This is a genomic window from Streptomyces sp. EDA2-14, assembly GCF_054963755.1.
This window is the reverse complement of the sequence record NZ_JBUEGE010000033.1, coordinates 15,247-39,656: the sequence shown is the minus strand read 5'-3', so window position 1 is coordinate 39,656 and position 24,410 is coordinate 15,247. Positions and strand designations below refer to the sequence as shown.

Genomic DNA, 24,410 nt, shown 5'->3' with positions numbered 1-24,410 from the left:
GGCACGCTCCTCGCGCTCGGCACGCGGAACGCCCTGCACCTCCAGGCCGTACGCCGCGTTCTCCATCACGGAGCGGTGCGGGAACAGCGCGAAGTGCTGGAACACCATGCTGATCTTGTGGGAGCGCACCTCGCGCAGGTCGCGCGGTGCCAGCGTCGTCAGGTCCTGGCCGTCGAAGCGGACGTGTCCCGCAGTCGGCTCCAGAAGTCCGTTCAGCATGCGCAGCAGGGTGGACTTGCCGGATCCCGACAGGCCCATGACGACGAAGATCTCGCCGGACTCCACCGTGAACGACGCGTCGATCACGGCAGCGGTGGTTCCCTCGGCGCGCAGTTCCTCACGGTCTGCACCGCTGCGGAGCTTCTCCACAGCCTCATCGGGTCGTCTGCCGAATACCTTGTACAGGTCTTCGGCTTCAAGCCTGGACACATACACCTCTCGGGTCGAAACAACACGGCCCGCCTCCCCCGCCGGCGGGCCGTAGAGCGTCGCGGATCCTTCCGCTTGACCGGTCCCGCCCCAGTAGTTGAAGTGCGGACCGGCTCCGCTCCGATGCCGCGCCTGCCCCCGTTTATGTGAAGCAAACGAGGAAGTTACCCAGTTCACAGCAGGTTCACTCAACTCGATCGCGCACTTACTTTCGGTGACTGTCGGTGCCGTGCGGCATGATGCGAACGTGACCCAGACGACATCCACGACAGGATCGGCGGCGGACCGGCGCCTGATGCTGCTCGACACCGCATCTCTGTACTTCCGGGCCTACTTCGGGGTGCCGGACTCGGTGAAGGCCCCGGACGGCACCTCGGTGAACGCGGTGCGCGGGCTCCTCGAATTCATCACCCGCCTCGTCCACGACCACCGTCCCACCCATCTCGTGGCGTGCATGGACGCGGACTGGCGCCCCCAGTGGCGCGTCGACCTCATCCCTTCGTACAAGGCGCACCGCGTCGCGGAGGAGACGGCGGCCGGATCGCCGGACGAGGAGGAGATCCCGGACACGCTCTCCCCGCAGGTCCCGGTCATCGAGGCCGTGCTCGACGCGCTGGGCATCGCGCGCGTGGGCGTGGAAGGGTTCGAGGCGGACGACGTGATCGGTACGTTCACGGGGCGGGCCGAGGAGTCGGTCGACATCGTGACCGGCGACCGCGACCTCTTCCAGCTGGTCGACGACAAGCTGGAGCGGCGGGTGCTGTACCCGCTGAAGGGCGTCGGCACGCTTCAGGTGACGGACGAGGACCTGCTCCGCGAGAAGTACGGGGTGGACGGCGCCGGTTACGCGGACATGGCGCTGCTGCGCGGCGACCCGAGCGACGGGCTGCCGGGGGTGCCGGGCGTCGGTGAGAAGACGGCGGCGAAGCTGCTCGCGCAGTACGGGGACCTGGCCGGGATCATGGCGGCGGTCGACGACCCGAAGTCGAAGCTGACGCCGACCCAGCGCAAGCGGCTCGACGAGGCGCGCCCGTATCTGGCGGTGGCGCCGACGGTGGTGCGCGTCGCGGGCGACGTACCGCTGCCGGAGGTGGACACGGCGCTGCCGCGCGAGCCGCGGGACCCCGAGGCGCTCGACGAGCTGGCGGCCCGCTGGGGCTTGGGAGGTTCTTTGCAGCGCCTCCTCACCACCCTCTCGGAGTGAGGTGTTAGCTTAGGCATGCCTAACCAATAGTGGATCGAGGGAGACCGCCCATGGCCGAGCGCCCCGCACGCCCGCCCCGCAAGGCCCGCTCCGCGCAGGTCGTGCGCGCCGAGAGCATCACGCCCCACATGCGGCGGGTGGTGCTCGGCGGAGAGGGACTCGCGGACTTTCCGCAGGAACTCGAACACACCGACCACTACGTGAAGCTGCTCTTCGCGCCGGCCGGTGTGACCTACGAAGAGCCCTTCGACATGGCCAGGATCCGCGAGGAGCTGCCCCGCGAGCAGTGGCCCGTGACGCGTACGTACACGGTGCGCTCCTGGGACCCGCGCACCCTCGAGCTGACCGTCGACTTCGTGGTCCACGGCGACCAGGGCCTCGCGGGGCCCTGGGCCGCGGGCGTCGAGGGCGGCGAGACCATCCACCTGATGGGCCCCGGCGGCGCCTACCACCCCGACACCACGGCGGACTGGCACCTCATCGCCGGTGACGAGAGCGCCCTGCCGGCGATCGCCGCCGCTCTCGAATCACTGCCGGAGGGCACGCGGGCGCATGTCTTCATCGAGGTCGAGGGCCCCGAGGAGGAGCAGAAGATCGACTCCCCCGTCGAGGTCACCTGGCTGCACCGGGCGGGCCGCCCGGTCGGCCAGGCACTCGTCTCCGCGGTGACCGGTCTCGACTTCCCCGAGGGCCGTCCGCATGTGTTCGTGCACGGTGAGGCCGGCTTCGTGAAGGAGCTGCGCCGTCATCTGCGGATCGACCGCGAGATCCCGCGCGAGGACCTGTCGATCTCCGGCTACTGGCGCCTCGGGCACAACGAGGACGGCTGGCAGGCCAGCAAGCGCGACTGGAACGCGCAGGTGGAGGCCGAGCAGGAGGCCTGAGCCGGCCCCCTGCCGCCGTACCCTTGCCCTCTGTGAGAAGACGAAAGCGCCCCACCCCGCCGCCCTCCCCGCTCCCGCAGCGCGAGGGCATCGACGCCGTCCGCGTACGGATGCCGGCCGGCGGGGCGGAGCGCACCGTGCGGGACCATCTCGTGCGGCTGTTCCCCGCCGCGGACGAGGTCGTCGACCGGATGATCGCGCAGGGCGCGATCGTGACGGCGGACGGGTGCCCGGTCACCGCGGACAGCCCTTACGAGGTCGGCGGCCACGTCTGGTTCCACCGGGACCTCGCGCCCGAGGTCCCCGTGCCGTTCGCCGTCGACGTCGTGTACCGCGACGAGCACATCGTGGTCGCCGACAAGCCGCACTTCCTCGCCACGACGCCGCGCGGCAGCCATGTCACCGAGACGGTGCTCGCCCGGCTCCGCCGCGACCTCGGCGTCGAGCGGCTGAGCCCGGCCCACCGCCTCGACCGCCTCACGGCCGGACTCGTCCTGTTCGTGGTGCGGCCCGAGGAGCGCGGCCGGTACCAGACCCTGTTCCGGGACCGCCGTGTCACCAAGGAGTACGAGGCCGTCGCCGCGTACGACCCGCAGGTGGCGCTCCCCGTCACCGTGCACAGCCGCATCGAGAAGATGCCGGGAAGGCTCCCCGCGTTCGAGGTGCCCGGCGGCGAGCCGAACGCCGAGAGCCGCATCGAGTTCTCCGAGCGCAAGGGGAACCTGGCGCTGTACCGCCTCACCCCGCACACCGGGCGCACGCACCAGCTGCGCGTCCACATGAACCGCGTCGGCCTGCCGATCCTCGGCGACCCGTTCTTCCCGGACGTCGCCGACCGGGCGGCGGACGACGACTTCCGGCGGCCCCTTCAACTCCTGTCCCGGACCCTGGAGTTCACGGATCCGGTGACCGGCCGCGAGCACCGCTTCGTGAGCGAGCGGGAACTTACGGCCTGGACCGCGTACGACGAGTGGGATCAGGGGCCGGCCTAGAGAACCGGGTCACTCACCGCGCCACCAGCGCAGGAAGCGCTGCCACACGCCGGGCCGCCCGACCGGCTCCTGCGCCGCCCCGTACGGCGACCGCGGCGCGGCAGGTCCCGGCGGCACCGGCGCTGTGGGGGGCACGGACGCGGCAGGCATCGGGACGGACGGCGTCGTGGAGCCAACCCCAGTGGAGCCCGTCCCAGCGGGACCCGCCCCCGTGGAGCCCATCCCCGTGGGGCCCGCCCCGACGTGCCCCGCCCCCGTGGAGACCTCCCAGTCGGCGCCCCGCGGGCTGCCGATGCTCGGCTTCGAGGTCACGTCCTGCTGCGCACGCGGCGTGAACTCCACGGGCAGCGCCACCAGATGCCGCGACAGGATCGTCGAGGTCCAGCTCAACTCGGCCTCGGACACCGAGAGTTCGGCGTCGGGAAGACGCATCAGGAACGCGTCGACGCCGATCTCGGCGACGGCACGCCCGATGTCCTGCCCCGGGCACTCGTGCGGTCCGCCGCCGAAGGCCAGGTGCGAGCGGTTGCCCTGCATGTGGGCGCCCGGTTCGGGGCGGATGACCGGGCAGGCGTTGCCCGGCTGGATGCCGAAGAGCAGGCCGTCGCCCTTCCTGATGTGCTGCCCGCCGAGTTCGGTGTCGGTCTTGGCGAAGTAGCCGCACATGGCGCTGAACGGCGGCTCGTCCCACAGCGACTGCTCGACCGCCTCGGGCACGGTCATCTGCCCGCCGTTGAGCCGCGCGCGGAACCGCGGGTCGATGAGCACGACGCGCAGCACGTTGGCGATGAGGTTGGCCGTGGCCTCGTACGCGGCGATCAGAATGAGCCGCAGGTGCTGCCCGACCTCGTCGTCGCTGAGCCCGGCGGGATGGGTGATGAGGTGACTGGTGAGGTCCTCCACCGGCTGGGCCCGGCGGCGGTGGGTGAGTTCCATCAGGACGCTCATGATGAACTCGTTGCTGGCGATCGCCGTCTCGGTGCCCTTGATCATGTCGCGGGCCGCCTGCACGAAGCGTTCGCTGTACGCCTCGGGAGCCCCGATGATCTCCATGAGCACCATCATCGGCAGGTGCTCGGCGAACTCGCTGACGACCTCGCACTCGCCCCGCTCGGAGAACCGGTTGATGATCTCCTGGGTGGCCTTGTTGATGGAGCGGCGCAGATCGCGGTGGTTGATCGTCGCCACGGCGCTGTCGACCGCGTCGCGCAGCCTTCGGTGCGTCTGCCCCTCGTTGAACGAGGTGATGGGCTGCCAGCTGAAGACCGGGGCGAGCGGATGCGTCGGCTTGACGTTGCCGTTCAGGATCTCGGTCCAGTTGCGGGCGTCCCGGTTGAACAGGGCCGTGTTGGTGACCATGTGCAGGTTCTCGCTGTGGCCGAGCACCGCCCACATGCGTACGTCGTCATGGATCAGCACCGGGGCGACCTGGCCGTGTTCGGCCCGCAGCTTCTCGTACACGCCGGCGATGTCCGCGTCGGCCTCGGGGCCGTAGAGCCGACGGAGGCCGTCGGGGCCGAGGGCGTGGGCAGGGCAGCCGGGCGGCGGCGCGAGCGAGGAGTCTCCGGGTGCGTCGAATCCGGTGGGCGACTGTGGGGGCTGGTGGGGTGACGTCACGGGAATGCTCCGGTCGGTGTGGTTCGACGGAAGAGGAAGCGAACTGCGTCAGTAATGAAGTCTGTTGAGGGAACGTCAGGCGTGGTGCAGCGCCATCTCGTGCAGGAAGCGCATCAGGGTGAGCAGCACCTCGCGGCTCGACGCCCTGCGCCGCACGTCGCAGTCGATGATCGGGACGTGGGCGTCGAGGTCGAGGGCCTTGCGCAGCTCCTCCGTGGGGTAGCGCGGCCCGTCGGGGAACGTGTTGTTGGCGATCACGAACGGCACGCCGCGCTCCTCGAGCCGCCCGATCACGTCGAAGCTGACTTCGAGGCGGCGGGTGTCGACGAGGACGACGGCGCCGAGCGCGCCCTCGAACAGGCCGTTCCACAGGAACCAGAACCGCTCCTGCCCCGGCGTGCCGAAGAGGTACAGGACGAGTTCCTCGGTGATGCCGATCCGGCCGAAGTCCATGGCCACGGTGGTGGCGGTCTTGGTCTCGGAGCCGTAGTTGTCGTCGACGCCGATGCCCGCCTGCGTCATGGTCTCTTCGGTGGTGAGCGGGCGGATCTCGCTGACGGAGCCGACCATGGTGGTCTTGCCGACGCCGAAGCCGCCCACGATGACGATCTTGACGGCGGACGTGACGGTGTCGGGCAGTCGTTCCTCGGCGCGGGGTCCCGGAATGTGCACGTTCATCGCGGTGTCGGTCCCGGCCGTGCTGTCAGAGCTTCTGTAGTCCATGCATCACCGCTTCGAGAAGGGAACGGTCCGCGACCGCGCCTCGGATCACCGGCGCGCGCGCCTGCACCAGCTCGGCCGCGAGGAGTTCGCCGAGCAGCACGGTGACCACGCTGAACGGCAGATTGAGGTAGGCCGATATCTCAGCCGTCGACAGGGGCGTCTTGCACAGCCGGATGACGGCGAGCTGCTCGGGCGGCGCGGACGGGGGCGGGTCACCGCGCGCCACGATCAGCGTCACCAGATCGAGCGGGGCGCGCTCGCTGCCGTCGGTGCCTCCCGTGATGACGTAGAGACGCTCGGGGTCGGGTTTTCCGTCGCCCTGCTGCGAGCGGCGCTCACGCTTGGGCGGCGGTTCCCTGAACGGGGGTTCGGGTGGGCGGTGCGTCATACGGTCTGGCCGTTGCGCCGGGGCGGGCTCGTCAGATGGGCGCCGATCCGGATGACGAGGTCGCGCATCTGGTGGCTGACGAGCCCGGCGTCGACGAACTGGTCGGCCAGCACGGCGAGATACGCGCCCTTGCCCGCGGCCATCAGATAGAAGAAGCCGCCGTCGACCTCGATGATGACCATGTTCATCTTGCCGCTGCTCTCCGGGATCTCCGTGGCGACGGCGGAGGCGAGCGACTGAAGTCCCGCACAGGCGGCGGCGATCCGGTCGGCGGCGTCGGGGTCACCGCCGTAGCGTGCGATGCGCAGGCCGTCCGACGAGAGCACGACCACCTGCTTCACATTGGGCACGCACTCGGCGAGCTCCTTGAGCATCCAGTCGAAATTGGCCCGTTGCTGGATCACTTACGGTCTCCCTCGTCGACCTGCTGGTTGTACGCGTCGTCATGCGGCTTGGCCGAACCCCCGGGGTCCGCCGCGGTCTCCCCCACCGCGTCGACCGGATCGGCCTGGCCCCCCTCGGGCTTCAGTCCGTTCATGAACGCCTCGACCCACAGGCCGGGTTCGGGTTGTTCGGCCCCGTCGTGCCGGTCCGGCTCCGCGGGCGGCGCGGAGGACGGTGCCGGCGTCCCGTACGCCGCCGGGGCGGGTTCCGCCTCGGGGGGCGGCGTCGAGAGGTCGGGGTTGCGCGGCGTCACGATGATCTGGTCCTCGATGACCTTCGTGTCGTACTTCCTGCGCCGCTGCGGCAGGCCGTTGGGCCGCCATTCCGTGACCACGGGAACGTCGTCCTCCATCGCTGCGACGAGCGGGGCGGAGGGGCGCGGACCGGTGGCGGGTCGCGGGCCCGTGGTGGGGCGGCGCGTCTTCTTCAGCCGCGGCTCCTCCTTGACCGGTACGCCCTTGTGGTCGACGCGCGGCACCGCGGAGGCGCCGATGCCGTGGGCGAGGCCGGGGGCGGGGTGGGTGCTCATCATGGCGCGCGGCACGACGAGCACCGCGCGCACGCCGCCGTACGCGGACTGGCGCAGCGAGATCTGCATGTCGTACATGGCGCACAGCCGGCCCACGATCGCGAGACCGAGCCGCGGGTTCTCGCCGAGGTCGTTGAGGTCGTAGCCGGCCTTGGCCTTCTCCAGCATCCCCTCGGTCTTGCGGCGCTGCTCCTCGCTGAGGCTGACGCCGCCGTCCTCGATCTCGATGGCGACGCCGGTCTGCACCTCGACGGCGGTGACGTGCACGCGGGTCGTCGGCGGCGAGTAGCGGGTCGCGTTGTCGAGGAGTTCGGCGCAGGCGTGGATGACGGGCTCGACGGAGACGCCCCTGATGGCCACGTCGCAGATGGCGTGCAGGTCGATGCGCGGGTACTCGAGGATGCGCGACATGGCGCCGCGCAGCACGCTGTAGAGCTTGACGGGCTTGGGCCACTGGCGCCCGGGGCGGGCGCCGCCGAGGACGGTGACGGAGTCGGCGAGGCGGCCGATCAGGGCCGTGCCGTGGTCGACGCGGAGCAGGTCGTCGAAGACCTCGGGGTTGCGGCCGTGGTCCTCCTCCATCTCGCGGAGTTCCTCTGCCTGCTTGTGCACGATGGCCTGCACGCGGCGGGCGACGGAGACGAAGGCGCGCTGCGCGGCGTCCCGCATCGTGATTTCGTTGTCGATCTCCTTGAGGGCCGCGCTCATCAACTCGCGCTCGCCGGGCGTGACATCACGGAACGCGGGCTCGGAGTCGCAGGTGTTGCGGACGGCGTCGTAGGGCCTGTCGCCGGTGTGCATCCGGTACAGCGCGTACGGGAAGACCTCCTTGGCCACCCGCATCGTGCGGTGCTCCTGGGCGGCGATGTGGGCTTCCAACTCGGCTACGTGCTGGGTGTACTGCGCCCGCTGCGCCCTGTTGACGCGGCCGCGGCGGACCGCTTCGGCGGAGACGGCCAGTACGAGGAGCGTACCGAACGCGCCGCACAGGCTGACGCCGAGCCGGGCGGGCTCCGTGACCAGGGCGGCGGCCGCTCCGGTGGCGGCCGCCATGACCATGGCGGGCAGCAACAGCACGCGCAGATAGGGGACTTCTCGGCCACCGGGAGGCGATTGAACACTCACCATGTATGCCCTCTGAACGGTCGGGTCTGGGAACGCCGGAGATGCAGGACGGCTCGTCACGCTTGAGCGCGCCGCATCACGGACTTTCGGCGCAGAAAAGAACAAGCGGCCGAATCCATCTCAACTCGGTGCGCTGCGAGCGAGCTTAGTCCGACCGGATCATCGCCGGGTCATATTCAGCAAGGCCCTGAAATCGCCCCCACGACAGGAATACACTCGCTCCATTTACACGCTCGGTCGCGATTCGCACACATGGAGCAATGGCGTCCGCGCGCACGAACGGGCCCGAACACGGCGGCGGGCCCACCTGGATTCCAGGTGGGCCCGCCGACCGCTTCGAGGGAACTTCCGGGGTCCTACCCCACCGAGGAGTAGGCGACGACTCCCCTGCGCACGGCGTCCACGGCCTTGCGCGCGTTGCGCCCGACCGTGGAGCCCTCCGTGGGAGCGGCCGCCGCGATCTGTCCCAGCACGTCGATGACCTGCTTGCACCAGCGCACGAAGTCACCGGCCGGCATCTCCGCCTCGCGCAGCACCTCGTCGAGCCCCTTGCCGGAGGCCCACTGGTACGCGACCCAGGCGAAGCCGAGGTCGGGCTCGCGCTGGCCGACGCCCTCCGCCTGGTTGATCCGGAACTCCTCCTCCAGGGCGTCGAGCCGCCCCCAGATCCGCACCATCTCGCCGAGCGCCGCCTTCGCCCTGCCCGCGGGCAGCTTGGGCGCCATCGCGTCGTCCGAGACCCGCGCCTCGAACACCAACGCCGAGACGCACGCCGCGAGTTCGGCCGGGCTCAGGTCCTCCCAGACACCGTCCCGCAGGCACTCGCTGGCAAGCAGATCCAACTCTCCGTAGAGCCGCGCGAGCCGCTTGCCGTGCTCGGTCACCTCGTCACCGCGCAGATAGTCCATCTCCGTGAGGAGCTTGACGATCCGGTCGAAGGTGCGCGCGATCGTATTGGTGCGCCCCTCGATCCGCCGCTCCAGCTGACCGGTGTCCCGCTTGAGCCGGTGGTAGCGCTCGGCCCAGCGCGCGTGGTCCTCGCGGTCGGAGCAGCCGTGGCAGGGATGCGCCCGCAGCTCGGCCCGCAGCCGCGTGATCTCCCGGTCGTCGGCCGCCGGCGAGCGGCCCTTCTTCTTGTGCCGGTCCGGCACGATGTGGCCGGCCTTGGAGCGCAGCGCGGAGGCGAGGTCGCGCCGGGACTGCGGCGAGCGCGGGTTGAACGACTTCGGGATCCGCATCCGCTCCAGCGCCTCCACCGGCACCGGGAAGTCGATCGACGCGAGCCGCTTGACCTGGCGCTCGGCGGTAAGCACCAGCGGCCGCGGACCGTCGTGGTGCTCGAATCCGCGGTGCCCGTTGGACCGCCCCGCCGGAATACCGGGGTCGAGGACGAGCGCGAGGCCCGCGAACTTGCCCGTGGGGACGTGGATGACGTCACCGGGCTTGAGCTTCTCCAGCGCGGCGGCCGCCTGCGCGCGCCGCTGCGCGGCGCCCTGCTTGGCCAACTCGGTCTCGCGGTCCTTGAGTTCGCGGCGCAGCCGCGCGTACTCGTCGAAGTCGCCGAGGTGGCAGGTCATGGACTCCTTGTAGCCCTCGAGCCCCTCCTCGTTCTTCTGGACCTGCCGCGAGATGCCGACGACCGAGCGGTCCGCCTGGAACTGGGCGAACGAGGTCTCCAGCAGCTCCCTGGAGCGGTGCCGGCCGAACTGCTCGACCAGGTTCACCGCCATGTTGTACGACGGCCTGAAGCTGGACTTGAGCGGGTACGTGCGCGTGCCCGCGAGTCCGGCCAGGTACTCGGGGCTGAAGCCGCGCTGCCACAGCACCACGGCGTGTCCCTCGACATCGATGCCGCGTCGCCCGGCGCGGCCCGTGAGCTGGGTGTACTCGCCGGGCGTGATGTCGGCGTGCTGCTCGCCGTTCCACTTGACGAGCTTCTCCAGCACCACGGATCGCGCGGGCATGTTGATGCCGAGCGCCAGCGTCTCCGTCGCGAAGACGGCCTTGACCAGGCCGCGGACGAACAGCTCCTCGACGACCTCCTTGAAGGTCGGCAGCATGCCCGCGTGGTGCGCCGCGATCCCGCGCTCGAGTCCTTCGAGCCACTCGAAGTAGCCGAGGACGTGCAGGTCCTCGTCGGGAATGGCGGCGGTCCGCTCCTCGACTATGGCGCGGACCTTCGCGCGCGCCTCCTCGTCGTTGAGCCTGAGGCCCGCGTACAGGCACTGCTGGACGGCGGCCTCGCACGCGGCCCTGCTGAAGATGAACGTGATGGCGGGCAGCAGGCCCTCGGAGTCGAGCCGCTCGATGACCTCGGGGCGGCCCGGCGTCCAGATCCGCGAGCGCTGTCTGCGCTCCCGCTCCCGGTCGGCCTCGCGCATGTGTCGCCCGCGTCTGCGGTCCTGGTACGAGGGGCGGCTGGCCTCCATGCGCGCCATCCGCGTCAGGTCGGGGTTGACCGCCTTCTTGCTCCCCTCGCCCTCCTCGAAGAGGTCGTACATCCGGCGCCCGGCGAGCACGTGCTGGAACAGCGGCACGGGCCGGTGCTCGGAGACGATCACCTCGGTGTCGCCGCGCACGGTGTCGAGCCAGTCGCCGAACTCCTCCGCGTTCGACACCGTCGCCGACAGGGAGACGAGCGTCACGGACTCCTGGAGGTGGATGATCACCTCTTCCCAGACGGCGCCGCGGAAGCGGTCGGAGAGGTAGTGCACCTCGTCCATGACCACATAGCCGAGGTTCAGCAACGACTGCGAGCCCGCGTACAGCATGTTGCGCAGCACTTCGGTGGTCATGACGACCACGGGCGCGTCGCTGTTCACACTGTTGTCGCCCGTGAGCAGGCCGACGTGCTCCGCGCCGTAGCGCTTCGCGAGGTCCTGGTACTTCTGGTTGGACAACGCCTTGATGGGCGTCGTGTAGAAACACTTCTTGCCCTGCTGCAGGGCAAGGTGCACGGCGAACTCGCCGACGATCGTCTTGCCGGAGCCGGTGGGCGCCGCGACCAGGACGCCCTTGCCCGCCTCCAGCGCCTGGCACGCCTCGATCTGGAAGGGGTCGAGGCCGAAGTCGTACATCTCGCGGAAGGACGCGAGCGCGGTGGCCTGCTCGGCGGCCCGCTTACGGGCTGCCGCATACCGCTCGGCCGGTGAGAGGTCCTCTGTCATCGTGCTTTCCAGCCTACCGACGACCACTGACAACGGACGATCATTATCCGGTAAGGCCCCGCCGCCTCAGCCGATGAGGATCCGCACCGCCCCCGGCACGCACTCGGCCACCAGCGGCAACGCGCCGACGGGCTCGCCGTCCGCGTATCCGGTGATGCCCTCGGCGGCCAGCTCGACGCGCGCGGCCCGGTAGACGCTCACCACCGGGTGGTCGAGGTGGGTCCCCTTGTAGACGCGCGGGAACACCCGCAGCAGTGTCGTGCGGGAGCAGTCCCCGACGACGGTCACGTCGAACAGTCCGTCGCTCATGTCGGCGTCCGCACAGATCCGCATGCCGCCGCCGTACGAGGTCCCGTTGCCGACGGCGATCAGGGTCGCGGGGACCTCGCGCACGGAGCCGTCGTCGAGGGTGAGGCGGAACGGTACCGCCTTAAAGGTGGCCAGTTCGAGGGCGATCGCCAGGTCGTACTTGAAGCGGCCGAGCGGGAGCCGCATCCGGTTGCCGCGATCGTTGACGCGGGAGTCGAAGCCGGAGGCGAGCACGGTGCCGAACCAGTGGTCGCCGATCCGGCCGAGGTCGATCTCGCGGGTCCGCGAACCCTTCAGCGCGTCGGCGACGAGCCTCCCGGCGGTGGCCGGGTCGCGTATCGGAAGGCCGAGGGCACGGGCGAAGTCGTTCCCGGTGCCGACGGCGACGATCCCGAGCGGCGTGTCGGTCCCGGCGACCGCCTGCAGCGCGAGGTTCACGAGGCCGTCCCCGCCGACGGCCACCAGCGCCCCGGTCCCCTCCGCCACCGCTTCTCGCGCGCGTACGAGGGCGTCGTCCGCGTCGGCGCCTACGACGGTCCGCACCCGGAAACCGGCGGCCCGCAAAGCGGAGGCGGCCGGCTGCGCAGCCTGTGCGCCCCGGCCGCGTCCCGCGGTGGGATTGACGAAGAGGGTGATCTCACTGCTCACGGGCGGACACTAACAAGTGCGCCACCCTGAGCTGGAGTTACCTCAGGTCACATCGTCGTAACCGTTGACCCGGTCCGTGCGCGCCACGCCGTCGCCGCGCTCGGCGGTCGCCTGCTCCGGCAGCGCCCGGCTCGCCGGGACGGACTCGACCTCGCCGATGGCCTCGGGCGTCAGGTCGAGCTCGGACGCCTCGTCGTCGTCGGGCCCCGCGGCCTCGCTCAGCCGCCTGCGCCGGTCGTTGAGCAGCGAGAAGCACACCGCTGCGAAGTAGAGGACCCAGATGGGACCTGCGAGCGCCAGCATGGTCAGCGGGTCCGTGCTCGGCGTCGCGACGGCGGCGAACACCGTGATTCCCATGATCATCGCGCGCCACCAGCCGAGCATCCTCTTGCCGGTGATCGCCCCGATCAGGTTGAGGAAGATGAGCAGCAGCGGCAGCTCGAAGGCGAGGCCGAAGACGAGCACCATGCGCAGCACGAGGTCGAGCAGGTCGTCGAGCGGCAGCAGGTTCTGCGCGTTGCCCGGAGTGAACTCGATGAGGACCTTGGCCGTCGTCGGCAGCACCGAGTAGGCGAAGTAGGCACCGGCCACGAAGAGCGGCGCGCCCGTGCCCACGAACGCGTACGCGTACTTCCGCTCGTGCCGGTGCAGTCCGGGCGCCACGAAGCCCCAGAGCTGGAACAGCCAGACCGGGGAGGCGGCGACGACACCGGCCATCAACGACACCTTCAGCGCCAGGGTGAAGGGGGTCAGCAGACCGTTGAGGGTGATCTGAGCGCAGGGCTTGTCCGACGTGGACCTGGCCAGCTCGGAGAACGACTGCTCACAGCCGACCGAGTCGAGGATCGGCCGGGTGATCAGGTTGATGATGTCGTTGTAGAAGAACGCGGCGACGATCGTGATCGCGACGATGGCCAGGAGCGCCTTCGCGAGCCGGTTGCGGAGCTCACGCAGGTGCTCCGCGAGCGGCATCCGCCCCTCGGGATCCTTCTCCTGTTTGCGGGCAGACTTGAGCAACCCACGTCCTCATCTCGTGCGGCAGGCCGCCATGGCAGGGGCGGCCTTCGATCAGCTCTTGGTCGTCTGGTTCGTCTGCTCGTTCACGGGACGCGAGCTGTCCACGTCGCCGGGGGCCGCCTGGATGGTGCGCGGGGCCTGACCGTCCTGCTGCGGCGGGTCCGCGGGAGCGGCCGACTTGTCGCCACCCTCGCTCTTCATGGCCTTGGCCTCGCTCTTGAGGATGCGGGCGGACTTGCCCAGCGAACGCGCCATGTCGGGAAGCTTCTTCGCGCCGAACAGCAGAATGACCACTACGAGGATCAGGATGATCTCGGGTGCACCGAGCCTTCCGAACATATCCGTTTACCTTCTCACTGAGGCGGCAGGGGGCGGGGCTGCCGGTACCGATCGGACCTCGGACTGTTGTCCGACCACCGTGCTGGCAGCGATCGTATCCCGTGGGGGTAAACACGAGGCAATGCCCATGCATCCTCCCAATTGCGGACCGCGCCTCACTACCGGACCGCCAAAGGGAGCGTACCCGCCGACCCCGACAACGGGACAGGCCGCGGCGGTAAAGCGCTTTCCGCGCCCCCGCCAAGGGCACCGACGGAGTCTCAGACCACGTCGCCGCCGGCCTTCGCGACCCCCACCGCGGCCTGCTCCAGATCCTCCGCCGCGCGGTTGATCCGCTGTGTGGTGTCGGCTACTTGACGCCCGAGGCGCTGCGCCTCGGTGAAGACCCGCACCGCGAGGACCGCCAGCACGGCGAGCCCCACGAAACCCACAGCAACCGCCAGCATCGCCCAGAACATGCGCCGAGCCTAGACGGTCTGGTGGAGACGGAGCGTGCGCACCCCGCCACCGGTGAGGAGTTCGATGATGCGCTCGCCCGCGGGCTTGCGCACCGAGGTCTCGCACTCGGGGCAGGTGAACGAGTAGAACGTGGTGCGGCTGCTGCCCCCGATCGCCAACCGGATCGCGGAAGCGGCCAGTTCGAAGCGGGCGCGGCAGTCCGGGCAGGCGGCCTTGAAGACGACGGGCGCCACGGTGGACGCCGTGGCGGGCATCTCGGCAATGTCAGTGAAACCGGCCACACCAGTCATGTCACACACCTCACACCTTTTGTCCGTTCTGCACCGTACGTCCTGATGTGTCGCCGTGGATCCGGGGCGTGTCCAACTCCCTCACGCCGCCCCGTCGTACGCCGCGAGCGCCTCGCGCGCCGCGTCCCGCGCGCTGGTCGCCAGCTCGGCGGGCGCCACGATGTGCCCGTCCCGGCCGAGCCGCAGCGCGAGCCTGCGCAGCGAGGACGGGTCCGGCGTGCGCAGCGTGATCCGCAGCCCGCCGTCCGCCAACTCCTCGGCGCTGTCGTGCGGGTAGTACTCGGCGACCCAGCGCCCGCCGGGACCGACCTCCACGACCACCTCGGGGTCCTCGGCCGCGGGCTGCACGAGCCCCTCGGACAGGTCCCGCAGCTCCACCTCAGGCGGCGCCGCGGCCTCGTCCAGGACCTTGATCTCGGCGACCCGGTCGAGCCGGAAGGTCCGCCGTGCCTCCGAACGACGGCACCACGCCTCTACGTAGGTGTGGCCCACGCTCACGAGCCGGATCGGGTCGATCTCCCGCTCGGTGACCTCGTCGCGCGCCGGCGAGTAGTAGCGGATCCACAGCCGGCGCCGCTCCGAGATCGCCCGGTCGACGTCCGCGAAGACACCGCCCTCGGACTCGAAGGTGACGCTCAGGCGCGCACTGGCACCCGCGACCTCCCCCGCCGCGGCCTCCAGCTTCGCGGTCGCCCGCAGCAGCGCGAGCCGGTCGCTCTCCCGCAGCCCCGGCAGCGTGGCCACCGCGCGGGCGGCCACCAGGAGCGCGGTCGCCTCGTCGGCGGCGATCCGCAGCGGCTCGGCGACGTCGTCCGGGTTGTGCCACCAGATGCGGTCGCCGTCGGTGTCGATGTCGAGCAGATCTCCGCCGCGGAAGCTCGTCCCGCACAGCGGCAGCACGTCCAGGTCGGAGATCAGCTCGTCCTCGGTGATGCCGAAGGCCCGCGCGACGTCCTCCACGCGCGCGCCGGGACGCTCACGCAGATACGTCACCAGGGACAGCATCCGCCGGGTCTGGTCGATGGCGTTGGCAGCCATGTCTGTACGTACTCCCCCTCAGCCCTTGGCCACCGCGCGCAGCCGGTCCACGACGTCGGCCCGCAGCTCGGCGGGCTCCAACACCACCACGTCCGGGCCGAACTCCACGAGCCAGGCGTCGAGCCCGTGCCCGTACGGGATCTCCACCTCGTCCCAGCCGTCGCCCAGCTCGCGCACGGAGCCCGCCTTGGCGCGCAGCGGATAGCCGGCGCCCGCCCGCAGCCTGATCAGCGCGGAGCGGTCGGCGGTCTCCCCCGCCCAGCTCGCGACGGTCTCCCGCACGGTCACCACGTCCGGCACCTGCGCCGTGAACCGGCCGGCGCGCGAGCGCACCTTGCCGGTGATCCGGGACAGCCGGAAGACCCGCTCGGCCTGCCGGTCGCGGTCCCAGCCCGCGAGGTACCAGTGGCCGCGCCAGCACTCCAGCGCCCACGGCTCGACGTGCCGCTGCTCGGGGCGGGCGGCCGTGGCCTTGCGGTAGTCGAAGACGACGGGGCGCCGGTCCCGGCAGGCCAGCATCAGCGGCTCGAAGGACGCCTCGTGCACGGGGATCCGCGGTTCGAGCGCGCCATGACTCTCGTACGGGTCCACGTCCTCGGGCATCCCGGCCGCGCGCAGCTTCTGCAGGGCGCCGCTCGCCGCTCCGGCGAGGCGGGCCTGCTGCCAGACCTTCGCGGCAAGGCCCAGGGCGGCGGCCTCCTCCGCGTCGAGCGTGACGGGCGGCAGCCGGTTGCTGTCGCGGCCGGCGAGGTAGCCGACCTCGCCGTCCAGGTTCTCCACGGTCTCGATGACCAGGCCGAGTTCGCGCAGATCGTCCTTGTCGCGCTCGAACATCCGGTTGAAGGAATCGTCGTTGGCCGCTTCGAGGTAGGCCTCGATGGAGCCGCGCAGCTCACGCTTGCTGAGCGGACGGCGGGTCCCGAGCAGACACAGCGCCAGATTCATCAGCCGCTCGGCCTTGGCAATCGCCATCGACGCCCTTTCCTCATATGACTCCCGACGGACGACCGTACCGCTCGGGCGTGTCCTGGCAAAAGCCGAAGGCCCATGCCAGACGGCATGGGCCTTCGGTTGACCGCTCGCGGTCGGAGTGTGACTGGACTCAGACGCCCATCAGGTCACACACGAAGATCAGCGTCTCGCCGGGGGCGATGCGGCCGCCACCGGCGCCACGGTCGCCGTACGCGAGGTGGGCCGGGATGGTCAGCTCACGACGGCCACCGACCTTCATGCCCTGCACGCCCTTGTCCCAGCCCGTGATGACCTGGCCGGCACCGAGCTGGAACTCCAGCGGCTTGCCCCGGTTCCAGGACGCGTCGAACTCCTCACCGCTGGAGAAGGACACGCCCACGTAGTGGACCTTCACGAAGTCGCCGGCCTTGGCCTCGGCGCCGTCGCCCTCCCAGAGGTCCTTGATCTGAAGGTCCGCCGGCGGGTCGCCGATCGGGAAGTCGACCTCGGGCTTGTCGATGTTCACGTGAAGTGCTCCTGCTTGTTGACTGCTCTGCAACCGGGACAGTCTGCCATCTTCCGGAGGTCAGTGCGCGGCAAGGATGTCGACCGTGAAGACCAGCGTCGAATTGGCCGGCAGCGTCTTGCCCTGGGCCTTCTTGCCGTACGCCTGGTCCGGCGGGATCACCAGGAGGACGCGGTCGCCGACGTGCTTGCCGACCAGACCGTTGTCCCAGCCCTTGATGACCTGGCCCGCACCGATCGGCGTCGTGAACGGCTGGCCGCTCTTCCAGGACGAGTCGAAGAGCGCGGCCTTCTTCTTGCCCTCGTTGATCTTCCAGGCGGCACCGCTGTACTGCATGGTGACCGTCTGGCCCTTCTTGACCTCGTCACCCTTGCCCTGGATCAGGACCTTGTCGACGAGGTCCTTCGGCGGGTCGCTCTTCGGGATCGAGATCGTCGCCGGCTCCTCCTTGTCGGCCTGGATCTGCGGCAGGTCCGACGGGATCGAGGCCTGCTTGCCCTCGGCCTTCTTCGGGATGACCTTGCCGACGTCCAGGGCGAAGACGAGCGTGTCCGTGCCCTTGATGCCCACCTGCTGGTTGCCCTGGCTGCCGAAGCCCGCGGCCGGCGGCGCGACGACGAGGACCCGGCTGCCCTCCTTCTGCCCGAGCACCGCCTGCGAGAACGCCGGGAGCTGGCCCTCCGCGCCCGCGGTCACCATCTGGTCACCGCCGCCCTTCGACCCGTACGTCGAACCGAGGTCCTTGGCGCCCTTCCAGACCTTGCCCGTGAAGTTCATCGACACCAGGTCGTTCTTCTTCACCGCGGGACCGTCGCCCTCGGACACCGTGTGCACGACGAACTTGTCACTCGGGTCGCCCTTGGGCAGCGAAATCTTCGCCTGCTTGCCGTACGCGCCCGAGACCGACGGCATCGGGTCGGCCTTGTCGACCGCCTTCGGCACCGCGGCCGCCTTCGGCGAGGACGAGTCGGCCTTGTCCGCCGAATCCTTCTTGCCGTCGTCGCTGCCGCAAGCCGTCGCGGTCAGCGCCAGTGCCGGAACGATCAGTAGTGCTGCAAGTCGGCGTCGCACAGTGGTCCTCAAGTCGCTCGAATAGGATCCGGCCACTCTAGGCCCTCACCCGGACAATCCAAGGTACGGCCAAGGGCCTCGTACGAATGATTCGTACGAGGCCCCTGACCGGATTGCTCAGCGTGTGCGCATACCTACCGGGCATCACATACCGGCGATCAACTTCTCCACCCGGTCGTCCACACTGCGGAACGGGTCCTTGCACAGCACCGTGCGCTGCGCCTGGTCATTCAGCTTCAGATGCACCCAGTCCACCGTGAAGTCACGGCGCTGTTCCTGGGCACGGCGGATGAAGTCGCCGCGCAACCTCGCGCGCGTGGTCTGCGGGGGCACCGACTTGCCCTCGAAGATCTTCAGATCGTTGCAGATCCGCTTGGCCTGGCCCTTCTTCTCCAGGAGGTAGTAGAGACCGCGCTGCCGATGGATGTCGTGATACGCGAGGTCTATCTGCGCGACCCTCGGGTGCGACATCGTCATGTTGTGCTTCGCGCGGTAACGCTCGATGAGCTTGTACTTCATGACCCAGTCGATCTCGTTGCCCACGAGGTCGAGGTCCTCGGTCTCGATCGCGTCGAGCGTGCGGCCCCACAGCTCGAGGACCTGCTCCACGGTGCCGGTGCGGATGCCCCGGCGCTCGCAGAAGTCCACGGCCTTCTCGTAGTACTCGCGCTGCACCTCGAGAGCGGAGGCCTCCCGGCCACTGGCCAGCCGCACCTTGCGGCGGCCCGTGATGTCGTGGCTCACCTCACGGATCGCCCGGATCGGGTTCTCCAGGGTGAGGTCCCGCATCACCGTGCCCGCCTCGATCATGCGCAGCACGAGGTCGGTGGCACCGACCTTCAACAGCATCGTCGTCTCGGACATGTTCGAGTCGCCGACGATGACGTGCAGGCGGCGGTAGCGCTCCGCGTCCGCGTGCGGCTCGTCCCTGGTGTTGATGATCGGCCGGGAACGCGTCGTCGCGGAGCTGACGCCCTCCCAGATGTGCTCGGCACGCTGGCTCACGCAGTACACGGCACCGCGCGGAGTCTGCAGCACCTTGCCCGCACCGCACAGCAACTGCCGTGTGACCAGGAAGGGGATGAGAATGTCCGCGAGCCGCGAGAACTCCCCGTGCCGCGCCACCAAGTAGTTCTCATGGCAGCCGTAGGAGTTACCCGCCGAGTCGGTGTTGTTCTTGAACAGGTATACGTCGCCCGCGATTCCCTCCTCGTGCAGGCGGCGTTCGGCGTCGACGAGCAGGCCTTCCAGAATGCGCTCGCCCGCCTTGTCGTGCGTGACCAGCTCGGTCACGTTGTCACATTCGGGAGTTGCGTATTCCGGATGCGACCCGACATCGAGGTAAAGGCGGGCGCCGTTCCGCAGAAAGACATTGCTGCTGCGGCCCCATGACACGACACGGCGGAAGAGGTACCGCGCCACCTCGTCAGGAGACAGGCGGCGCTGTCCCCTGAACGTACACGTGACGCCGTACTCGTTCTCCAGCCCGAAAATGCGGCGGTCCATGACTGAACATTACGCCCGATCCCCCGAGCTGAAACGGGGTTCGGCAGCACGGTTTGGATCATTTTCCGACGAGCGCGCGACACGCCCGGACGTGCCCGGCCTTCCGAGCACCCAACCCGTTGAAAGCAGGACGACCAGGGCGGCAGCACCGGTGACGGCCGGCACGGCGAATCCCCACCGCGTGCCGCCCCACTCGACGACCGGCCCCGCCACGGCCGTTCCCATGCTGGAGCCGACCATGAACGTCGTCACGAGCCACGAGAACGCCTCCGTGACCGTCCCCCGCGGCGCGTGCCGGTCCACGACGATGAACGCGCACGCGATGCACGGCGCGAGGAACACCCCGGCAAGCGCCGTCACCACCACCATCGGCACCGGACCCGGCATCAGGGTCAACGGCACGTAGAACAGCGCCAGCAGCGCCACCAGCCACCGAAGTCGCGCCTCCGGAGCGCCACTCCACTGCCGGGCCCCGTACACACTGCCGCCCACCAGCGCACCCAGCCCGATCGCCGCCATCAGCCAGCCGTACACGGCGTCGCCGCCCCGGCCCTCGGCGTACGACATCGCGGCCACCGTGATCGAACCGAGCGCCGTCCCGATGAACAGGAACGCGGCGAGCAGCACCAGCAGCCCCGGCGAACGCAGCGCACCCAGCCAGTGCGCCTCACGCGGCGCCGAACGCCACGCCCGCGACGGCCGCGACAGCACCACCGACAGCGCGCCCAGCACCCCGATCACGTTCAGGACCACCAGGGCGGCCTGCGGCGACCACAGCGACACGCACACCGTCACCAGCAACGGGCCGACGGTGAACATGACTTCCTGCGCGATCGCGTCCATCGCGTACGCCGTGTGCACCTGCTCCTCGCGCGGCAGCACATCCGGCCACAGCGCCCGCAGGCCGCCCTCCAGGGGTGGCGTGAACAGGCCGGCCGCCGCCATGGCCATGTACGACACCGGCAGCGAACCGGTCCCCACGAACGCGAACAGCGTCATCGCGAGGCCGGACAGGACCGCCGCGGGCAGCTGCACCCTCGGCTGCCCGCGCAGATCCACGAGTCGCCCGAGCAACGGCTGCCCCACCGCGTTCGCCACCCCGTACACCGCCGCGAGCGCACCCGCCAGGCTGTACGTGCCGCCCTCCGCGCGGATGAACAGCACGATCGCGATCGGCGCCGTGGCATTGGGCAGCCGCCCCACCAGCGTCCCGGTCAGCAGCCGCATCGCGTGCCGCGCCCTCAGGATCTCCGCATAGCCCGCGGCCATCGCCCGGCCCCCCGTCCCCGCCCGAAGTTTTACGTATAACGTCTCGGCGTTATACGTACCACGTGCCCGGCACGCAGAACCACCCGATACCGTCGATCCCCCTGGACAACACTCACGGAGGCACCAGTGACCAGCGGCCCGGACGGCACCACGACCGCCCGCCCCACCAGCAGAGACGTCGCCCGCGAGGCCGGCGTCTCCCAGGCCGCCGTCTCCCTCGTCATGGGCGGCAAATGGCGCGGCCGCGTCGCCGAGACCACCGCCGAACGCGTCCGCGCCGCCGCCGACCACCTCGGCTACCGCCCCAACCTCGCCGCCCGCAACCTCCGCACCGGCCGCACCCGCACCGCACTCCTCGTCGTCCCCGCCCTCACCAACGAGTTCTTCGCCGGCGTCTACACAGGAGCGGCCCGCGTCGCCGCCGAGCACGACTTCGGCGTCGTCCTCTACCCCTCACCCGACGGCATCGGCCCCGCCCGCGACCCCTTCCCCTCCGCACGCGCCGCCCTCGACGGCATCCTCGCCTCCTCCATGGCCGCCGACGCCCTCACCAACCTGCGCGGCGACGACACCCCGCCCATCCCCCTCGTCATGCTCGACAGCGACCCCACCGGCAGCCCCGGCGCCACCACCGTCAACCTCGACCTCGCCGACGGCATCCGGCAGATCACCGACCACCTCCTGGCATTCGGCCACCGGAACTTCCTGCACCTCGCCTCCGCCGTCGACTCCTGGACCTTCGACGTCCGCGCCCACGAACTCGCCACCCGCACCGCACAGGCACCCGACACCACCCTGCGCACCGTGCGCTCGCCCCTCACCGTCGAGGACGCCGTCACCGCCACCGAAACAGCGCTGCGCACCTCCGGCCTCACCGAACCCACCGCCGTCATCTGCGACGACGACAAACTCGCCGCCGGCGCCTACAAGGCCGCCCGCCGCCTGGGCCTGCGCATCCCCGACGACCTCTCCATCACCGGCTTCGACGACCTCTCCCTCGCCACCGCCGTCGAACCCGAACTCACCACCGTGCGCCTGCCGGCCGAAGAGGTCGGCGAACACGGCATGCGCGCCCTCCTCGCCGTCCTCGAAGGCCGCGAGGCCGAAACGACCCCGTTCCCCGTCGAACTGATCGCACGCGGCTCCACCGGACCGGCAGCGCCCCGCCCCTGACACACGTGTGCCCCGGCCGGTTCACCAACCGGCCGGGGCACACGACGCGCCTCGCGCTACTTGTCCTCCGAGGGACCCTCGTCGTCGGACACCGCCTCCGACTCTGCCTCCGTCGTCGCGGCAGCCCCCTCGGCCGTGAGCAGATTCGACAACTGCCGGCCCACGATCCGCTTGAACTTCCGCTGCTGCGGCCGCGTACGGTCCAGGACCGCCACCTCAAGGCGCTCCGCGGGAATCTCCCGCTCGCCCCCATTGGTGTCCCGCGACAGCGCCGTCACCGCCAGCTTCAACGCCTCGGACAGCGTCATGCCGTCCTGGTGCTGCTGATCCAGATAGGTGCTGATCTGCTCCGCATTGCCACCGACCGCCACCGAGCCGTGCTCGTCGACGATCGACCCGTCGTGCGGCAGCCGGTAGATCTGGTCACCCTCGGCCGACGAACCGACCTCGGCGACCACCAACTCCACCTCGTACGGCTTCTCCCCCGCGCTGGAGAAGATCGTGCCCAGCGTCTGCGCGTACACATTCGCCAGACCACGAGCCGTCACATCGTCACGGTCGTACGTGTAACCCCGCAGATCCGCGTAGCGCACGCCACCGATCCGAAGGTTCTCGTACTCGTTGTACTTACCGGCGGCCGCGAAGCCGATCCGGTCATAGATCTCGCTGAACTTGTGCAAGGCACGGGACGGGTTCTCGCCGACGAACACGATGCCGTCGGCGTACTGCAGCACAACCAGGCTGCGACCGCGAGCAATGCCCTTGCGCGCGTACTCCGCGCGGTCGGCCATCGCCTGCTGGGGTGAGACATAGAACGGCGTCGACACCGGCTATCCGTCCCTTTCTGTCAGTGGCTCGATGAGTAGGCAACCAAAGGGGAATCGGTCCGCTAGAGCAGAGCGGCCCGCGGACCGTCCGGCTCCTGAAGACGCCGCTCGAGAATCGCCCGGGCGATCTCGGACGACTCGTCGTCCGACAGCCTGCGGAACCCGTCCTCCGTGATCACAGTGACGATCGGGAAGATCCGGCGCGCCATGTCCGGACCACCCGTCGCCGAGTCGTCATCGGCCGCGTCGTACAACGCCTGCACGACCAGCGTCGTCGCCTGCTCCTCCGTCAGATCCTCGCGGTAGAGCTTCTTCATCGCCCCACGCGCGAACACCGAACCGGAACCGGTGGCGGCAAAGCCGTGCTCCTCGCTGCGGCCACCCGTGACGTCGTACGAGAAGATCCGACCCCTCTCGCGATCCACGTCGTAACCCGCGAACAGCGGCACGACGGCCAGACCCTGCATGGCCATGCCGAGGTTGGACCTGATCATCGTGGACAAGCGGTTCGCCTTGCCCTCCAGCGACAGCTGCGCACCCTCGACCTTCTCGAAGTGCTCCAGCTCCAACTGGAAGAGCTTCACCATCTCGACGGCCAGACCGGCGGTGCCGGCGATACCGACGGCCGAGTACTCGTCCGCCGGGAAGACCTTCTCGATGTCGCGCTGCGCGATCACATTCCCCATCGTGGCCCGCCGGTCACCGGCGAGCACCACGCCGCCGGGGAACGTGATGGACACGATGGTCGTGCCGTGCGGGGCCTCGATGACGCCCTGCGTCGGGGGCAACTGCCGGTTGCCCGGCAGGATTTCGGGCTGGTGCTCGGACAGGAAGTCCATGAACGACGACGATCCGGGCGTCAGGAAGGCAGCCGGTAGACGCCCGGTGCTACGAGGGTTGGCTTCCACGCGTTTCCTTCCAAGTAGGCTGCGGCCCGACGGACGGTGTCGGGATCGTCTCCCAACTTGCCGATGGCCGAATTGCAGTTGAAGCACAGTACGCCACGGACCCTACCCGTCTCGTGGCAATGATCCACATGTACTGCCGGGGCATTCAGGCAGATCACGCAGATACTCATCTGCGAGGCGATCATCTCGTCCCGCTGGGCCTCGGTGAGGTTGTAGTTGCGCTTGAGGTGATGCGCACGCCCCTTGTCGGCCTTGCACGACTTACAGAGCGTGGCGAGTCCGTCGGAGGCCGATCTGTTCTTCGTCCACTCACTGTGCGGCTTGATCTCGCCACACGTCCGGCAGTACTTGTGCCCTGGCGGCGCATCGACACGCGGTCGAATGTTGCGGCCTTTGGCCAGCTGGCGCTCCTGGTGGTACGCAGCCGCGCATTCACGGCAATACGCCTGGAGGCCGTCACGCATCGCCTTATTACTTGCGAAGGCTGCCCGCGGCTTCTCCTGGCCGCACCGCGGGCAACGCTTCACATCATCTCCGCTTGCCAACTCGAGCACCCCTTGCACCTTCGATTCGAAGG

Annotated in this window: 25 protein-coding genes; 4 read left to right on the top strand and 21 right to left on the bottom strand. The window is 69.7% G+C overall.

The annotated features are described in order from the left end of the window. Positions 1–429: ATP-binding cassette domain-containing protein (locus tag ACY34M_RS40835; RefSeq protein WP_462723759.1), on the bottom strand; the 429-nt coding region annotated here is incomplete at its 3' end. 295 nt (positions 430–724) lie between these two features. On the opposite strand from ACY34M_RS40835, the gene ACY34M_RS40830 reads away from it, so the two are divergent. The 3 genes from ACY34M_RS40830 to ACY34M_RS40820 are packed head-to-tail and all read left to right on the top strand — an operon-like array spanning position 725 to position 3,509. After that, positions 725–1,633 (top strand): 5'-3' exonuclease, encoded by a 909-nt coding sequence (locus tag ACY34M_RS40830; RefSeq protein WP_462723761.1) that lies wholly within the window; start codon positions 725–727, stop codon positions 1,631–1,633. A gap of 50 nt (positions 1,634–1,683) precedes the next feature. Beyond that, positions 1,684–2,517 (top strand): siderophore-interacting protein, encoded by an 834-nt coding sequence (locus tag ACY34M_RS40825; RefSeq protein WP_462723758.1) that lies wholly within the window; start codon positions 1,684–1,686, stop codon positions 2,515–2,517. A gap of 32 nt (positions 2,518–2,549) precedes the next feature. Beyond that, on the top strand, positions 2,550–3,509 hold the full coding sequence (locus ACY34M_RS40820; RefSeq protein WP_462723757.1) for a pseudouridine synthase: 960 nt from the start codon (positions 2,550–2,552) through the stop codon (positions 3,507–3,509). Positions 3,510–3,518: 9 nt separating this feature from the next. Here ACY34M_RS40820 and ACY34M_RS40815 read toward each other — a convergent pair whose 3' ends face one another. From ACY34M_RS40815 to ACY34M_RS40735, 17 genes are all read right to left on the bottom strand, one after another. After that, positions 3,519–5,126 (bottom strand): cytochrome P450, encoded by a 1,608-nt coding sequence (locus ACY34M_RS40815; protein WP_462723756.1) that lies wholly within the window; start codon positions 5,124–5,126, stop codon positions 3,519–3,521. Between the two features lie 75 nt (positions 5,127–5,201). Beyond that, entirely contained in the window at positions 5,202–5,849 is a 648-nt protein-coding gene (locus tag ACY34M_RS40810; RefSeq protein ID WP_462723755.1) for a GTP-binding protein, read from the bottom strand. Beyond that, complete coding sequence (locus tag ACY34M_RS40805; RefSeq protein ID WP_462723754.1) at positions 5,830–6,237, bottom strand: DUF742 domain-containing protein; 408 nt, start codon at positions 6,235–6,237, stop codon at positions 5,830–5,832. Before ACY34M_RS40805 ends, ACY34M_RS40810 begins: the two co-directional genes overlap by 20 nt. Then, on the bottom strand, positions 6,234–6,641 hold the full coding sequence (locus ACY34M_RS40800) for a roadblock/LC7 domain-containing protein (protein WP_266721521.1): 408 nt from the start codon (positions 6,639–6,641) through the stop codon (positions 6,234–6,236). The genes ACY34M_RS40805 and ACY34M_RS40800 overlap by 4 nt, the downstream gene beginning before the upstream one ends. After that, positions 6,638–8,338 (bottom strand): ATP-binding protein, encoded by a 1,701-nt coding sequence (locus ACY34M_RS40795; protein ID WP_462723753.1) that lies wholly within the window; start codon positions 8,336–8,338, stop codon positions 6,638–6,640. Before ACY34M_RS40795 ends, ACY34M_RS40800 begins: the two co-directional genes overlap by 4 nt. Positions 8,339–8,691: 353 nt before the next feature. Continuing rightward, the gene (locus tag ACY34M_RS40790) at positions 8,692–11,502 is read right to left on the bottom strand and encodes a DEAD/DEAH box helicase (RefSeq protein ID WP_462723752.1); all 2,811 of its coding nucleotides are present in this window, start codon (positions 11,500–11,502) and stop codon (positions 8,692–8,694) included. 66 nt (positions 11,503–11,568) lie between these two features. Next, positions 11,569–12,459: a diacylglycerol kinase gene (locus ACY34M_RS40785; RefSeq protein ID WP_462723751.1), complete on the bottom strand. Its 891-nt coding sequence runs from the start codon at positions 12,457–12,459 to the stop codon at positions 11,569–11,571. 42 nt (positions 12,460–12,501) lie between these two features. Further along, positions 12,502–13,476, bottom strand: coding sequence for a twin-arginine translocase subunit TatC (tatC, locus tag ACY34M_RS40780; RefSeq protein ID WP_462723750.1), 975 nt, complete (start codon positions 13,474–13,476; stop codon positions 12,502–12,504). Positions 13,477–13,527: 51 nt separating this feature from the next. After that, complete coding sequence (gene tatA, locus ACY34M_RS40775) at positions 13,528–13,815, bottom strand: Sec-independent protein translocase subunit TatA (protein ID WP_462723749.1); 288 nt, start codon at positions 13,813–13,815, stop codon at positions 13,528–13,530. A gap of 260 nt (positions 13,816–14,075) precedes the next feature. Further along, positions 14,076–14,273: a hypothetical protein gene (locus tag ACY34M_RS40770; protein ID WP_462723748.1), complete on the bottom strand. Its 198-nt coding sequence runs from the start codon at positions 14,271–14,273 to the stop codon at positions 14,076–14,078. Positions 14,274–14,282: 9 nt separating this feature from the next. After that, positions 14,283–14,528, bottom strand: coding sequence for a hypothetical protein (locus tag ACY34M_RS40765; RefSeq protein ID WP_462723747.1), 246 nt, complete (start codon positions 14,526–14,528; stop codon positions 14,283–14,285). A gap of 117 nt (positions 14,529–14,645) precedes the next feature. Then, complete coding sequence (locus ACY34M_RS40760) at positions 14,646–15,602, bottom strand: helix-turn-helix transcriptional regulator (protein WP_462723746.1); 957 nt, start codon at positions 15,600–15,602, stop codon at positions 14,646–14,648. 18 nt (positions 15,603–15,620) lie between these two features. Continuing rightward, positions 15,621–16,574, bottom strand: a complete 954-nt coding sequence (locus ACY34M_RS40755; protein WP_462723745.1) for a helix-turn-helix transcriptional regulator — start codon at positions 16,572–16,574, stop codon at positions 15,621–15,623. Positions 16,575–16,704: 130 nt separating this feature from the next. Further along, positions 16,705–17,079 carry an FKBP-type peptidyl-prolyl cis-trans isomerase gene (locus ACY34M_RS40750; protein ID WP_462723744.1) on the bottom strand — a complete coding sequence of 125 codons (375 nt, stop codon included), beginning with the start codon at positions 17,077–17,079 and terminating at the stop codon, positions 16,705–16,707. Between the two features lie 60 nt (positions 17,080–17,139). Then, positions 17,140–18,150 carry an FKBP-type peptidyl-prolyl cis-trans isomerase gene (locus ACY34M_RS40745; protein ID WP_462723743.1) on the bottom strand — a complete coding sequence of 337 codons (1,011 nt, stop codon included), beginning with the start codon at positions 18,148–18,150 and terminating at the stop codon, positions 17,140–17,142. 144 nt (positions 18,151–18,294) lie between these two features. After that, positions 18,295–19,656: a Pup--protein ligase gene (gene pafA, locus ACY34M_RS40740; RefSeq protein WP_462723742.1), complete on the bottom strand. Its 1,362-nt coding sequence runs from the start codon at positions 19,654–19,656 to the stop codon at positions 18,295–18,297. 9 nt (positions 19,657–19,665) lie between these two features. Further along, the gene (locus ACY34M_RS40735) at positions 19,666–20,925 is read right to left on the bottom strand and encodes an MFS transporter (protein ID WP_462723741.1); all 1,260 of its coding nucleotides are present in this window, start codon (positions 20,923–20,925) and stop codon (positions 19,666–19,668) included. Between the two features lie 126 nt (positions 20,926–21,051). On the opposite strand from ACY34M_RS40735, the gene ACY34M_RS40730 reads away from it, so the two are divergent. Next, positions 21,052–22,098: a LacI family DNA-binding transcriptional regulator gene (locus tag ACY34M_RS40730; RefSeq protein ID WP_462723740.1), complete on the top strand. Its 1,047-nt coding sequence runs from the start codon at positions 21,052–21,054 to the stop codon at positions 22,096–22,098. 56 nt (positions 22,099–22,154) lie between these two features. Here ACY34M_RS40730 and prcA read toward each other — a convergent pair whose 3' ends face one another. The 3 genes from prcA to ACY34M_RS40715 all read right to left on the bottom strand — a co-directional run bounded on the left by prcA (position 22,155) and on the right by ACY34M_RS40715 (position 24,378). Then, on the bottom strand, positions 22,155–22,925 hold the full coding sequence (prcA, locus tag ACY34M_RS40725) for a proteasome subunit alpha (protein WP_462723739.1): 771 nt from the start codon (positions 22,923–22,925) through the stop codon (positions 22,155–22,157). Positions 22,926–22,987: 62 nt separating this feature from the next. Beyond that, positions 22,988–23,833 carry a proteasome subunit beta gene (gene prcB, locus ACY34M_RS40720; RefSeq protein ID WP_462723738.1) on the bottom strand — a complete coding sequence of 282 codons (846 nt, stop codon included), beginning with the start codon at positions 23,831–23,833 and terminating at the stop codon, positions 22,988–22,990. Then, positions 23,785–24,378: an endonuclease VII domain-containing protein gene (locus ACY34M_RS40715; protein ID WP_462723760.1), complete on the bottom strand. Its 594-nt coding sequence runs from the start codon at positions 24,376–24,378 to the stop codon at positions 23,785–23,787. Before ACY34M_RS40715 ends, prcB begins: the two co-directional genes overlap by 49 nt. Positions 24,379–24,410: the final 32 nt, after the last annotated feature.

Bases quoted from the DNA above. Each gene is read 5' to 3' on its own strand.
- ACY34M_RS40810 (WP_462723755.1), bottom strand. From the start codon at position 5,849: ATGGACTACAGAAGCTCTGACAGCACGGCCGGGACCGACACCGCGATG.
- ACY34M_RS40795 (WP_462723753.1), bottom strand. From the start codon at position 8,338: ATGGTGAGTGTTCAATCGCCTCCCGGTGGCCGAGAAGTCCCCTATCTG.
- tatA (WP_462723749.1), bottom strand. From the start codon at position 13,815: ATGTTCGGAAGGCTCGGTGCACCCGAGATCATCCTGATCCTCGTAGTG.
- ACY34M_RS40765 (WP_462723747.1), bottom strand. From the start codon at position 14,528: ATGCCCGCCACGGCGTCCACCGTGGCGCCCGTCGTCTTCAAGGCCGCC.
- ACY34M_RS40760 (WP_462723746.1), bottom strand. From the start codon at position 15,602: ATGGCTGCCAACGCCATCGACCAGACCCGGCGGATGCTGTCCCTGGTG.
- ACY34M_RS40825 (WP_462723758.1), top strand. From the start codon at position 1,684: ATGGCCGAGCGCCCCGCACGCCCGCCCCGCAAGGCCCGCTCCGCGCAG.
- ACY34M_RS40735 (WP_462723741.1), bottom strand. From the start codon at position 20,925: ATGGCCGCGGGCTATGCGGAGATCCTGAGGGCGCGGCACGCGATGCGG.
- ACY34M_RS40755 (WP_462723745.1), bottom strand. From the start codon at position 16,574: ATGGCGATTGCCAAGGCCGAGCGGCTGATGAATCTGGCGCTGTGTCTG.
- ACY34M_RS40805 (WP_462723754.1), bottom strand. From the start codon at position 6,237: ATGACGCACCGCCCACCCGAACCCCCGTTCAGGGAACCGCCGCCCAAG.
- ACY34M_RS40770 (WP_462723748.1), bottom strand. From the start codon at position 14,273: ATGTTCTGGGCGATGCTGGCGGTTGCTGTGGGTTTCGTGGGGCTCGCC.
- pafA (WP_462723742.1), bottom strand. From the start codon at position 19,656: ATGGACCGCCGCATTTTCGGGCTGGAGAACGAGTACGGCGTCACGTGT.
- ACY34M_RS40790 (WP_462723752.1), bottom strand. From the start codon at position 11,502: ATGACAGAGGACCTCTCACCGGCCGAGCGGTATGCGGCAGCCCGTAAG.
- ACY34M_RS40830 (WP_462723761.1), top strand. From the start codon at position 725: ATGCTGCTCGACACCGCATCTCTGTACTTCCGGGCCTACTTCGGGGTG.